The organism is Streptomyces tricolor (genome assembly GCF_002155905.1).
In the GTDB taxonomy this organism is placed as follows: Bacteria; Actinomycetota; Actinomycetes; order Streptomycetales; family Streptomycetaceae; genus Streptomyces; species Streptomyces tricolor.
In genome coordinates, this window is sequence record NZ_MUMF01000074.1 from 1 (window position 1) to 13777 (window position 13777).

7 protein-coding genes and 2 pseudogenes are annotated in these 13777 nt (G+C 72.7%); all 9 read left to right on the top strand.

Annotation, left to right across the window (positions count from 1 at the left end; genetic code table 11):
* A pseudogene (locus CCN44_RS45910) lies at positions 1-285 on the top strand (hypothetical protein); the annotation flags it as partial.
* Positions 286-368: 83 nt separating this feature from the next.
* On the top strand, positions 369-1877 hold the full coding sequence (locus CCN44_RS06450) for a membrane-associated oxidoreductase (RefSeq protein ID WP_086697094.1): 1509 nt from the start codon (positions 369-371) through the stop codon (positions 1875-1877).
* A 245-nt stretch (positions 1878-2122) separates the two neighbouring features.
* On the top strand, positions 2123-2878 hold the full coding sequence (locus CCN44_RS06455; RefSeq protein ID WP_086697095.1) for a (5-formylfuran-3-yl)methyl phosphate synthase: 756 nt from the start codon (positions 2123-2125) through the stop codon (positions 2876-2878).
* 8 nt (positions 2879-2886) lie between these two features.
* Entirely contained in the window at positions 2887-4290 is a 1404-nt protein-coding gene (locus CCN44_RS06460; RefSeq protein ID WP_086697096.1) for an aldehyde dehydrogenase family protein, read from the top strand.
* 2 nt (positions 4291-4292) lie between these two features.
* Positions 4293-5399, top strand: coding sequence for an NAD(P)-dependent alcohol dehydrogenase (locus CCN44_RS06465; protein WP_059256267.1), 1107 nt, complete (start codon positions 4293-4295; stop codon positions 5397-5399).
* Between the two features lie 95 nt (positions 5400-5494).
* Positions 5495-6400 (top strand): class I SAM-dependent methyltransferase, encoded by a 906-nt coding sequence (locus CCN44_RS06470; RefSeq protein WP_086697097.1) that lies wholly within the window; start codon positions 5495-5497, stop codon positions 6398-6400.
* A gap of 214 nt (positions 6401-6614) precedes the next feature.
* On the top strand, positions 6615-9305 hold the full coding sequence (locus CCN44_RS06475) for a bifunctional acetate--CoA ligase family protein/GNAT family N-acetyltransferase (RefSeq protein WP_086697098.1): 2691 nt from the start codon (positions 6615-6617) through the stop codon (positions 9303-9305).
* Positions 9306-9637: 332 nt separating this feature from the next.
* Positions 9638-12019 (top strand): phosphoketolase family protein, encoded by a 2382-nt coding sequence (locus CCN44_RS06480; RefSeq protein WP_086697099.1) that lies wholly within the window; start codon positions 9638-9640, stop codon positions 12017-12019.
* 409 nt (positions 12020-12428) lie between these two features.
* A pseudogene (locus tag CCN44_RS06485) lies at positions 12429-13231 on the top strand (alpha amylase C-terminal domain-containing protein); the annotation flags it as partial.
* Between the last annotated feature and the right edge of the window lie 546 nt (positions 13232-13777).

Here is a 13777-nt window from a genome sequence, read left to right on the forward strand (position 1 = left end):
CCAGTAGGCCTGCTCCAGCGCGGGGAAGGCGTGGTCCAGGGCGGCGTCCGTGCGGGCCGCCAGCAGCAGACGTACCGCCAGGTACGTCTGCTGCTGGCGGCCCGCACGGAGGCCGACCTGGACCACGCCTTCCCCGAGCTGGAGCAGGCGTACTGGACCGTGGCCCAGGAGGCACCGGCCTACCGGGAGTGGCTGAACCGCGCGCACGCCTGCGCCGCGCCCGAACGTCCCGGCGCACTCGCCGTCCCCGGCCTGAACAGCCGGCCGGCCCATGCGGCGATGTGACATCCGTCCTGTCACCATGAACGGAAGGCCCTTCCCCGGGTCATGAGTTGACAGCCTGATCGCGCCACCGTCAGCATCCGGCGATGGAGATCACCGATCTGACACCGGCGGAGCGCCGCGTGTGGCAGGCCTTCTCGGTCGGCAGGGGCGTCGACTTCACGGACAGCGGCGACGGCGGGGCCGAGGCCGGGGCCTCCTGGGGGCCCGAGCGGACGGTACGCGCTTCCGTCATCCGGGCGCTGCTGATCGGCGGGCCGGTCGGCGACGGTGAGATAGCCGGGCTGAAGCTGACGGGCGCACGGATCACCGGACGGCTGGATCTCGGCTACGGATCGATCGACCACCCGGTGCGTCTGCGGTCCTGTCACTTCGAGCAGGTCCCGCACCTGTACGGGGCGCAGATCCGCGCCCTCGTCCTCAGCGACTCGGTCCTGCCCGGGCTGAGCGCCGCGACCCTCCGCGTCGACGGCGTCCTGAGGATCACCGGCTGCCGTGTCACGGGACCTGTCCGACTCCAGGGCGCCAAGGTCACCGGCGCGTTCTTCCTCGACGGGGCGCACCTCGGCAGCCCGGCCGGAGCGAGCGCCCCGCCCCCGCCCACGGCCGCGGCGGACGGGCCGGCCGGGGAGCCGGTCCTTCAGCTCAACCATGCGGAGATCGGCACCGACGTATGGGCCGTCGGCCTCGTCGCCCACGGCCAGGTCCGGCTGGACGGGGCCACGGTCGGGGGCCGGGTGAATCTGGAGGGCGCCGAACTGCGGGCCGCCGGCGGCACCGCTCTGCAAGCCGAGAGCCTGACGGTCGGCACCGACCTCAACGCCCTGCGCCTGTGCGCACACGGTCGAATCGTGCTGAGCGGCGCCAGGATTCCCCGCCACCTGAATCTGGCCCACGCCCGGCTGTCCCGTCCGGACGGGGAGGCCCTGAGCGCCGACAGCTGCGTCGTGGGCGAACTGTGGCTGCGCGACACGGCCCCGATCACGGGCACGGTGGACCTGCGCCGCTCCCAGGTGGAGTTCCTGCACGCACTGCCCGACGTCTGGCCCGAGCGGGTCAGGATCGACGGGCTGAGCTACCGGACGCTCGCCCCGCACCTCCCCGCGGAACAGCGCCTTCCGCTGCTGGAGCGCGAGACCGAGGGCTATCTGCCGCACAGCTACGAACAGTTGACCAGCGCCTACCGTGTCGCCGGCGACGACGCGGCCGCCCGCACGGTGCAGCTGACGAAACTCCGCCGCCACCGCGGCACGCTGATCTGGTACGCCCGCTGGTGGGGGCACCTCCAGGACGCAGCCGTCGGTTACGGCTTCCGTCCCGTCAGGGCGGCCGGATGGCTGCTGTTGCTCCTGCTGACCGGTACCACCGCCTTCACGCTCTGCGCACCACGCCCCCTGAAGCGCGGCGAAGCCCCTGACTTCCACCCCCTCGTGTACACCCTGGACCTGCTGCTGCCCTTCGTCGGCTTCGGGCAGGAGAACGCCTTCACACCCCGGGGCGCGTGGCAGTGGCTCGCCTACCTGCTGATCGTCACGGGCTGGATCCTGGCCACCACCGTCCTGGCCGGGATCACACGCGCGCTCAGCCGTCAGTAGGGCGCGTGTCCGGGAGGCTCCGGCGGACGACCGGAGCCTCCTCGCCGACACCAGGACGACAGCCCCCGCCGGCACACCGGCCGGTGTGCGCGGCGCACCGCGCCCGGCCGCGAGCGCCCCATGGGAACCCCGTACGCCCTACCGGTGCCCATGGGGGGCGGAAATGATGAGCACACCGCACATGAACCAGGCGATCCGCGCCCCTGTCCCCCGGCCAGGGGGACATGCGGCGGAAGGAGCCCAGGGTGTTGCTTCTCATCTCCCCGGACAGCGTCGAGGAGGCCCTCGACTGCGCGAAGGCGGCGGAACACCTCGACATCGTCGACGTCAAGAAGCCCGACGAGGGCTCGCTCGGCGCGAACTTCCCCTGGGTCATCAGAGAGATCCGCGACGCGATTCCGGCCGACACACCGGTCTCCGCCACCGTGGGAGACGTTCCCTACAAGCCCGGCACGGTGGCCCAGGCCGCACTCGGCGCGGTCGTCTCCGGCGCGACGTACATCAAAGTGGGCCTCTACGGATGCACGACGCCCGATCAGGGCATCGAGGTCATGCGCGCGGTCGTCCGGGCGGTGAAGGACCACCGCTCCGAAGCCCTCGTCGTCGCCTCCGGCTACGCCGACGCCCACCGCGTGGGCTGTGTCAACCCACTCGCCCTGCCCGACATCGCCGCTCGCTCCGGCGCCGACGCGGCCATGCTCGACACCGCCGTCAAGGACGGGTCGCGGCTGTTCGACCACGTTTCGCCGGACGTCTGCGCCGAGTTCGTCCGGTCCGCCCACGCCCGCGGTCTGCTCGCCGCCCTCGCGGGCAGCGTCCGACAGAGCGACCTCGCTCCGCTGACCGGCATCGGCACGGACATCGTGGGAGTACGCGGAGCGGTCTGCGAGGGCGGCGACCGCAATGCAGGGAGGATCCAGCCGCATCTGGTGGCCGCGTTCCGGGCGGAGATGGACCGGCAGGCCCGGGCGCACGCGGCCGGCGTCCCCGCCGGGAACTGACCACCGGCATGCCGGCCCCGGAACCCGACCGCGCCCCCGCACGCCGGTCCGCGCGTTTCGCCGTCATCGACCCGGCCACCGGTGAAGCCTTCGACGAGGCCCCCGACCAGCGGCCCGACGAGCTGGACGCCGTGGTCGACCGGGCCCACCGGGCCTGGCACGGCTGGCGCGCCGACCCCGCCGCCCGGACCACCGCGTTGCGCAGGGCGGCCGACGCCGTGGAGCGGGCCGGTGACGACCTCGCCCGGTCGCTCACCCGCGAACAGGGCAAGCCCCTGGCCGAGTCGTACGCGGAGATCGCCCGCACGGCGGCCCGCCTGCGCTACTTCGCCGACCTGGCCCCCAGAACCCGGCGGATCACCGACGGCCGGCCCGTGCACAGCGAGATCCGCTGGCGACCGCTCGGACCCGTCGCCGCGATCGTGCCGTGGAACTTTCCCCTCCAGCTCGCGGCGGCGAAGTTCGCGCCCGCACTCGCGGCGGGCAACACCATGGTCCTCAAGCCGTCCCCGTACACCCCCCTCGCCACCCGGCTGCTCGGCTCCGTCCTCGCCACCGCCCTGCCGAAGGACGTACTGACCGTCGTCACCGGCCGCGAACCCCTCGGTGCCCGCCTCGCCTCCCACCCGGGCATCCGCCACGTCACCTTCACCGGCTCGGTGCCCACCGGGCGGGCCGTCGCAGAAGCGGCGGCGGCCTCGCTGGCCCGGGTCACCCTGGAACTGGGCGGCAACGACGCCGCGGTCCTCCTGGACGACATCGACGTGGACCGGATCGCGGACCGGCTGTTCTGGGCCGCGTTCCGCAACTGCGGGCAGGTCTGCATGGCGGTCAAACGCGTCTACGCCCCGGCCCGGCTCCACGCCGAGGTCGTCGAAGCCCTCGCACAGCGCGCGAAGACCGTCGTCGTGGGGGCCGGAACGGACCCGGACACCCGGCTGGGCCCGGTCAACAACGCCGCCCAGCTGGCCCGGGTCGAGCAGGTCACGAAGCAGGCACGGGCGGACGGAGCCCGGGCGGCGGCCGGCGGCCGGCGGCTGGACCGGCCGGGCTACTTCTTCGCACCCACGATCCTCACCGACGTCCCGCCGGCCAGTCCGGTCGTCACCGAGGAACAGTTCGGCCCCGTCCTGCCGGTACTGCCCTACCGGAGTCTCGACGAAGCCGTCGACGCGGCCAACGGCACCGGATTCGGACTCGGCGGCTCCGTATGGGGCACCGATCTCGACCGGGCCGAGGCGGTGGCCGACCGGCTCGAATGCGGCACGGCCTGGATCAACCACCATGCCGAACTGTCCCTCGCCCAGCCTTTCGCGGGCGTCAAGAACAGCGGTGTCGGCGTCGCGGGCGGACCGTGGGGGCTCTACGGCAACCTCCGGCCGTTCGTCGTCCACCGCCCGAGGGAGGCATGACGGTGAGGTTCCAGGCGGCCGTACTGCGCTCGTACGAGGACCCCTTCACGATCGAGGAGGTGACCCTGCGCACCGAACCCGCCGAGGGCGAGATCCTGGTGGAGATCGCGGGCTGCGGGATGTGCCGGACCGATCTCGCGGTCCGGCGGCCGGCCGGCCGCAGCCCGCTGCCGGCGGTGCTCGGCCACGAGGGAGCCGGGACCGTGGTGCGAACGGGCGGCGGACCGGACACCGCGATCGGCGTCGGTGACCACGTCGTGCTGAGCTTCGACTCCTGCGGGCACTGCCGGAACTGCCGCGGCGCGGCCCCCGCCTACTGCGACTCCTTCGCCTCCCTCAACCTCTTCGGGGGACGCAAGGAGGACACGCCACGGCTCACCGACGCGAGCGGGGGAGCGCTCGCCCCCCGCTGGTTCGGCCAGTCCTCGTTCGCCGCGTACGCGCTCGTCCCGGCCCGCAATGCCGTCCGGGTCGACCCCGCACTGCCCGTCGAACTGCTCGGGCCGCTCGGCTGCGGTTTCCTCACCGGGGCAGGAGCCGTGCTGAACGCTTTCGGCGCCGGCCCCGGCGACACCCTCGCGGTCCTCGGCGCGGGTGCGGTGGGCCTGGCCGCGGTGATGGCGGCCACGGCCGCCGGGGCGCTGACCGTGGCCGTCGACCGGCACCCCCGGCGGCTGGCCCTGGCCGAACGGTTCGGCGCGATCCCTTTGCCCGTCACAACGTCCGGACTGTCCGAGCGGATCCGGCGGCTGACCGACGGCGGCGCGCAGTACGCGCTGGACACCACGGCCTCGCCCCCGCTCATCAACGACGCGCTCCGGGCGCTGCGCCCCACCGGCAGCCTCGGCCTGGTGGCACGGCTCCACACCGCGCTGCCGCTCGAACCGGGCACGCTCGACCGAGGCCGCGGCATCCGCCACATCTGCGAAGGCGACGCCGTCCCCGGACTGCTCGTACCCCGGCTGACCGGGCTGTGGCAGGCCGGACGCTTCCCCTTCGACCAGCTGATCCGCACCTATCCGCTCGCCGGCATCAACGAGGCCGAACGCGACTTCCACGCGGGCCGCGTGGTCAAACCCGTCCTGATCCCGGAGGGAAGAAGCCGATGAACGAAGCGTGCGGCACCAGAGACCCCTGCACGACGGACCCACCGCAGGCGACAAGCAGACATCCGGCAGTTCCCGCTCCCGCCAACGGAGGAACCATGGTCGGCACGGCGTCGCAGCACACGGACACGGAGGGCGTGGACGCAGGCGTGGGCCTCACCGCCCTCCTGGTCGCCGCGGCACGCGCGATCGAGACCCACCGCCACGACAGCCTGGCCCAGGACGTCTACGCGGAACACTTCGTGCGCGCCGCCCCGGCGTGCGCGGCCTGGCCGGTGCGCATCCAACAGGTCCCGGACGGGGACGACAACCCGCTGTGGGGGCGGTTCGCCCGCTACTTCGGCCTGCGGACCAGGGTCCTCGACGACTTCCTCCTCCGGTCGGTCCGTACGGGCGCCCGCCAAGTGGTCCTGCTGGGCGCGGGGCTGGACACCCGCGCCCTGCGGTTGGACTGGCCGTCCGACCACGTGGTCTTCGAGATCGACAGGGCGGGCGTGCTGGCGTTCAAACAGCGGGTGCTCACGGACCTGCACGCCACCCCGAAGGCGCAGCGCGTCCCCGTACCGGTCGACCTGCGCGCCGACTGGGTCACCGCGCTGACCGCCGCCGGCTTCGACCCGGCCGCACCGAGCGTCTGGCTGGCCGAGGGCCTGCTCTTCTACCTGCCGGGCCCCGCCGAGACGCAGCTCATCGACACCGTGGACCGGCTGACCGCGGAAGGCAGCGCACTGGCCTTCGAGGCCAAGCTGGAGAAGGACCTGCTGGAGTACCGCGACAGCGCGATCTACACGGCGACGCGCCGGCAGATCGGCATCGACCTGCTGCACCTCTTCGAGAAGGGACCACGCCCCGACTCCGCGGGCGACCTGACGGCCAAGGGCTGGTCCACCTCGGTGCACACCCCCTTCGACTTCACCCGCCGGCACGGACGCGGTCCCCTCCCCGAGCCGAACGACGCGCTGGAAGGCAACCGGTGGGTGTTCGCGTACAAACCCCGGCCCTGACCTCCGCGGCACCCGCCTCTCCGTCCGCACAGGGCCCGGCATCCCCCGCAGACCACGGCCGGCCGGGTGCCCCCGCCCCTCCTCTCTGTCCGGTCCGGGGACGACCGGCGCATTTCTGGGCCGAGGGCCCTCGCACGACCCCCGGACAGCCCATGGGCTGCTCCCCGGATCCGCCGGATGCTCGGAACGTCGAGAACCGCGGAGGAACCCTGAGATGACCCACCACGTGACCGACCGACCCGCCGTCCATGCCCTGCTGGCGGACGGCACCACCGTCCGCATCCGTACCGTGGTGCCGGGCGACCACGAGCAGGTGGAGCAGCTGTACGAGGAGATGTCACCGGAGAACCTGCGCCTGCGGTTCTTCACCGCGAGCCGCCGGCTGCCCGGCCTGGCCGCCGACCGGGCCTGTGCTCCGGCCCGCCCCGGCCACCGGGCGCTGCTGGCCGAGACGCGGGGCCGGGTGGTCGGCCTCGCCGAGTACGAGGCCGGGGAGGCGAACACGGCCGAGGTCTCCATCGCCGTCGCCGACGGGCTGCACCACCGAGGGGTGGGCACCCTGCTCGTCGAGCACCTCGTCTCCGCCGCCCGCGCGGACGGCATCACGGCCTTCACGGCCGACGCGCTCAGCGAGAACCACAAGGTGCTGAGGCTCTTCGCCGACCTCGGCCTGCGCACCGCCCGCCGCTGGGCGGGCCCGGAGGTGGCCTGCACCATCTACCTGGACCAGAGCGACGGCTACCTCACAGCCGTGGAGGAACGCGGCCGGGCCGCCGATGTCGCCAGCCTGACCCCGTTGCTGCTGCCGGAGGCGGTCGCCGTCGTCGGAGCCGGGCGCACCCCGGGTTCGGTGGGACGGGCGATCCTGCACCAGCTGCACGCGGGCGGCTACACCGGGCGCCTGTTCGCGGTGAACCCCGCCGCGCACTCCATCCTCGGCGTGCCCTGCCACCCCTCCGTGAGCGCGCTGCCCAGGATCCCCGACCTCGCGGTGCTCGCCGTACCCGCCGCCGCGCTCCCGGAGACCGCCGAGGAGTGCGGCAAGGCCGGCGTACGGGCGCTCCTCGTCGTCACGGCCGGACTCGACGCCGACCAGGCCCAGACCCTGCTGGCGACCTGCCGTGCGTACGGCATGCGGCTGGTCGGCCCCAACTGCCTCGGCATCGCCAACACCGACCCGGCGCTGAGCCTCGACGCCACCTTCGCCGCCCGCCCTCCGCGTCCCGGGACGGCGGGCGTCGCCGTGCAGTCCGGCGGCGTCGGCATCGCCCTGCTCGACGGGCTCTCCCGGCTCGGCATCGGCGTCTCCTCCTTCGCCTCCCTCGGCGACAAGTACGACGTCAGCGGCAACGACATGCTCCAGTGGTGGGAGAGCGACGGCCGCACCGATCTCGCCCTGCTGCATCTGGAGTCCTTCGGCAGCCCCCGCGCGTTCTCCCGCACCGCCCGCCGCGTGACGCGCCGGATGCCGGTGCTGACCGTCGACACCGGTCGCACCGGAGCCGGCCGCCGCGCCACCGCTTCACACCCCGCCGCCGCGGCCACCCGCCCCCTGACCCGCGGCGCGCTCTTCACCCAGGCCGGCATCACGGCAACCCGCTCGATCGGCGAACTCCTGGAGACCGCGGCGCTGTTGCACGCCCAGCCGCTGCCCGCGGCGAGCCGGGTCGCGATCGTCACCAACGCGGGCGGAGCCGGTGTCCTCACCGCCGACGCCTGCGCCGAGGCCGGACTGTCCCTCCCGGCACCCACACCGGAACTGATCGACGACCTGCTCGCCGTGCTGCCCGACGGGGCCGTGGTGGGCAACCCCGTCGACGCCACCGCCGCCGTCACGGAGGCGCAGCTCACGGACTGCGTGGACCGGGTCATGCGGTACGGCGGCATCGACGCCGTCCTCGTGGCCCTGGTCCCCACCGCGGTCGCTGCGGCGACCGGCGAAGACCTCGTCAAGGCCCTCACCCTCGCTCCCGGCCGGCGGGCGAAGCCGATGGCCGTGGTGCGGCTCGGACAGGACCTGCCCGTCGAGCTGCTGCCCGCCGCCGAAAGCGGCACCATCCCGTCGTACGCCGATCCGCAGGCCGCCGCACGGGCGCTGGCCCACGCCGCCCGCCGCGCGGCCTGGCTGGCACGACCCGCCGGGACGGTCCCGGACCTGGACGGGGTCGAGGCGGAGCGGGCGCGCACGCTCGTGGAGGACCATCTCGCCGCGCATCCCGGAGGCGGTTGGCTCGACCCGCGTGAATGCGCCGACCTGCTGGCCTGTTACGGCATTCCGCAGATCTCCTGGGCCTGGGCCGAGACCGAGGACGAGGCCGTCCTGGCCGCCGACCGGCTCCGGGGTTCCGACGGCCGGGTGGTCATGAAGGCCCACTGGCCCGGGTCGGCCCACAAGAGCGAGCAGCATGCGGTGCTCCTCGACCTGCGCGGGGACGCCCAGATCCGCGGTGCCTTCCGCGACCTGCGGACGCGCTTCGCCGGGCTGATGACCGGTGCGGTCCTGCAACCGCTCGCCGCCCGCGGCACGGAACTCTGCGCGGGCGTCGTCCAGGACGAGGTCTTCGGGCCGCTCGTCCTGTTCGGCCTCGGCGGCACGGCCACCGAGGTGCTCGCCGACCGCGCCGCCCGGCTCGCCCCGCTCACCGACCACGACGTGCACGACCTGATCACCGCACCGCGCTGCGCCCCGCTCCTCTTCGGCGCGGCCGGCAACGGCCCCGTCGACCTCGGGTTGCTGGAGCAGTTGCTGCTGCGGCTGTCCCGCATGGCGGTGGACCTGCCGCACCTGGCGGAGGTGGACTTCAACCCCGTCCTCGCGACCTCCGGCGGCGTCACCGTGCTGGACGCACGGGTGCGGCTGGTGCCGTGCCGGCCCCAGGACCCCTACCTGCGCCGGCTCCGCTGAGCAGGGCACGGACATGCCGCACGACCAGGTCGGCTCCGCGAGGACGGCGGACGCCGCCCGCGTCGCGTACGCGGGCCCGTGAAGGGGCGGGCGACGGCATCGGCCCCGCCTCCCCGCGATCGGCTACGGCCAGACCCCGGCGCCGCCGTCGACGCGGACGCGCTCGGGGCGATGCACGGCGCCCTGCCACGGCGTACCGCTTCACGCGCCGGCTTGTCGGCCGGCTCGGTGCCCCGATCGGCCCTATCCGGTACTCGGTGACCACGGGAACCTGGGACGAGTACCGACCCGGCATGCACCACTGACCGCCCCCCGACCCGGAAGGGACCATCATGTCCGTCGACACCCGGCAGGCGTCCGCCCTGCTCACGGACGACGAACTGAGAACGCTGGATGCCCACTGGCGCGCCGCGAACTACTTGTCCGTCGGCCAGATCTACCTCATGGCCAACCCGCTGCTGACCGAACCGCTGCGCCCCGAGCACGTCAAGCCGCGGCTGCTCGGCCACTGGGGCACCTCGCCCGGCCTGAACCTCGTGTACACCCACCTCAACCGCGTCATCCGGGCCCGCGACCTGAACGCCCTGTGCATCTGGGGCCCCGGGCACGGCGGCCCGGCGGTGGTCGCGGGCTCCTGGCTGGAGGGCTCGTACACCGAGACGTATCCCGACGTCACCCGGGACGCGGCCGGGATGGCCCGGCTGTTCAAGCAGTTCTCGTTCCCCGGCGGCGTGCCGAGCCATGTGGCACCGGAGACGCCGGGCTCCCTTCACGAGGGCGGCGAGCTGGGTTACTCCCTGTCGCACGCCTATGGCGCCGCCTACGACAACCCCGGCCTGCTCGTCGCCTGCGTGATCGGCGACGGCGAGGCCGAGACCGGGCCCCTGGCCGCCTCCTGGCACTCCAACAAGTTCCTCGACCCGGTCCACGACGGCGCGGTCCTGCCGATCCTGCACCTCAACGGTTACAAGATCGCCAACCCGACCGTCCTCGCCAGGCTGCCCGAGCCGGAACTCGACGCCCTGCTCAAGGGGTACGGCCACGATCCGATCCACGTCACCGGCGACGATCCGGACGCCGTCCACCGCGCGATGGCCCAGGCCATGGACACCGCGCTGGACCGCATCGCCGCCGTCCAGCGCGCGGCCCGCGAGGAAGGCGCCGGCGAACGCCCCCGCTGGCCGGTGATCGTGCTGCGCACCCCGAAGGGCTGGACCGGTCCGGCCGAAGTCGACGGACTTCCCGTCGAGGGCACCTGGCGCGCCCACCAGGTTCCGCTGGCCGCCGTCCGCGACAACCCCGACCACCTGCGGCAACTCGAGGCATGGCTGCGGTCGTACCGGCCGGAGGAACTGTTCGACGAGCACGGCGCGCCCCGTGCGGACGTGTTGGCCTGCGTCCCGGACGGCGCCCGCAGGCTCGGTTCCAACCCCCACGCCAACGGCGGACTGCTGCTGCGTGAACTGCCCCTGCCCGCGCTGGAGCGGTACGCCGTCCCCGTCGACAAACCCGGCGCGACCCTGCACGAGCCCACCCGTGTCCTCGGGGATCTGCTGGAAGGCGTGATGCGAGCCACCACCGACCGGCGGGACTTCCGCCTGGTCGGCCCCGACGAGACCGCCTCCAACCGTCTCCAGGCCGTCTATGCCGCCAGCGGCAAGGCCTGGCAGGCCCAGGTGCTCCAGGTGGACGAGCATCTCGACCGGCACGGCCGGGTGCTGGAGATCCTGTCCGAACACACCTGCCAGGGCTGGCTGGAGGGCTACCTGCTCACCGGCCGGCACGGGCTCTTCTCCTGCTACGAGGCGTTCGTCCACATCGTCGACTCGATGGTCAACCAGCACATCAAGTGGCTGCGCGTCACCCGCAGGCTGCCCTGGCGCGCACCCATCGCCTCCCTCAACTACCTGCTGACCTCGCACGTGTGGCGGCAAGACCACAACGGCTTCTCCCACCAGGACCCCGGCTTCGTCGACCACATCCTCAACAAGAGCCCCGAGGCGGTACGGGTCTATCTGCCGCCGGACGCCAACACCCTGCTCTCGGTGGCCGACCACGCCCTGCGCAGCCGCGACTACGTGAACGTCATCGTGGCCGGCAAGCAGCCCTGCTTCGACTGGCTGTCCATGGACCAGGCCCGCGCGCACTGCGCCCGCGGCGCCGGGATCTGGGACTGGGCCGGTACGGAGCGCGGCGGCGGGCCGGACGTGGTGCTGGCCTGCGCGGGGGACGTGCCGACGCAGGAAGTCCTGGCCGCCGCCGGGCTGCTGCGCCGCCAGCTGCCCGAACTGTCGGTGCGCGTGGTGAACGTCGTCGACATCGCCCGGCTGCTGCCGAGCGAGGAACACCCGCACGGCATGACCGACTTCGAGTACGACGGGCTCTTCACCCCGGACAAGCCGGTGATCTTCGCCTACCACGGCTATCCCTGGCTGATCCACCGGCTCGCCTACCGCCGCACCGGCCACAAGAACCTCCACGTGCGCGGCTACAAGGAGATCGGAACCACCACCACGCCGTTCGACATGGTCGTGCGCAACGACATGGACCGCTACCGCCTGGTCATGGACGTCATCGACCGCGTCCCCGGCCTGGCGGTACGCGCCGCTGCCGTACGCCAGCGGATGGAGGACGCCCGGCTGCGCCACCACGACTGGATCCGCGTCCACGGCACGGACCTGCCGGAGGTGGCCGACTGGGCCTGGGACGGCTGACCGCTGCCACCGGGCCCTGCCTGAGGAGATCGGCGGAACACCGGTGCAGCGGACCGAGTGGGCTGCGGAGCCTCGACCGAGGCCCGGTCCGGCGGACCGGGCGCGTGGACCCGTACGCTCCGGGCCTCCGGGCCGGACGTTGATTGAACGTAACACCTTTGAAAAGCTTGCGAAAGCTTGCAGTTGCTGAACTGACAGTCAGCGCAGTGATGTTGGCGTTCGGTTGCCAGAACAACCAGTTCCGGCAGGATGGTTGACCGGAGATTGAGAGGGGTCGTACGGTCTCGACCACAAGAACATGCTGACGATTTCAGCAAGGACCCCCCAAGGGCCTGCCGGGCAAGGCGCGTTGCTGGACACGGTCATCAACCACATGGCCAACAGCGCGGGCACCGGCACCGGGGGCTCGTCCGGAGACGTCCAGGAGTTCGCGTACGGCAGAGCCCTCAAGCGCGTCTTCTCCGGCGAGAAGCTCGCGTACCTGAAGAACTTCGGCGAGGCTTGGGGATACGTCCCCAGCACCTACAAGGACGGGGCCGCGTACACGCTCGCCCACGTCTTCATGCTGGCCTGGCTCTACGGCTCGCCGGACGTCCACTCCGGCTACGCGTTCGACAACGACGCGGGCGGACCCGACAACCGCCAGGTCGACGCCTGTCACACCGACGGGTGGAAGTGCCAGCACGCCTGCCGCGAGATCGCCGGCATGGTCGCGTTCCGCAACACCGCGGGCCGCACGGAGGTGACCGATTGGTGGGACAACGGCAACAAGCCATCGCCTTCGGCCGTGGCGGCAAGGCCTACGTCGTGATCAACCACGAGCCCGGCGCACTGACCAGGACCTTCCGGACGTCGCTGCCCGCCGGCACGTACTGCGACGTCCAGAGCGGCAAGCCCGTCACCGTGAACGGCTCCGGACAGTTCACCGCGACCCTCGGCGCCGACACGGCCCTCGCCCTGCACACCGGTGCGGCCAGCTGCACCGACCCGGGCGGCGGGGAGCCCGGTGAGGATCCCCGCGTCACCACCGGCGCCTCGTTCAGCGTCGACGCCACGACCGTGTGGGGCGAGAACGTCTACGTCACCGGCGACCAGCCCGCGCTCGGCGACTGGAACCCGGCCGGAGGGCTCAAGCCCGACCCGGCGGCCTACCGCACCGCCACCGTCCCGTCCAGAGGCAAGACACTGCTGAGCGACACCTGGCGCAGCTGAACCAGGAAACCGCGTCCCCGCAGACGAAGGGCCGCCCGGTTCGCCCGGTGACGGCGAACTGGGCGGCCCTCCTCGCCCCCGCCGCCGTGGATCGCTTTCGGTCGTGTCGTGGCGGCTCCGCCCGCCGCGAGCCCGTCTTCGCCGGTCGACGGCAGCGGGCCCGGTGACAGGAGCACAGCCTGCCAGTTCATCCAGCGGTAACGTCCCCCGTGTCCGCGCCTCGCCTGCCGCACGCCGACGGGCGTACCGGTCATGAGACGTCGGCTCACGCCCCTGATCTGGGCTTTCGGAAGGCCGAGGGCCCGTCGGCAACCATTGAAAGCTGTACTGCAAGCTTGCGAAACTTGCCGCAAAACTTTTCACGTCGCCTCTGGCTCGGCCTACGCTGAGGGCGCTCCGTTCATCAAGTGAAGGGGAGAGGCGCGATGAGTCGGTTGATTCGTTCAAGTTTTGTTGCCATCGCCGTGGTCCTGGCTGCGGCGGTTCCCGGTACGGCCCACGCCGGGTCCCAGGAGGACGCGGGGAGCCGGCGTGGGCCGTACCGGG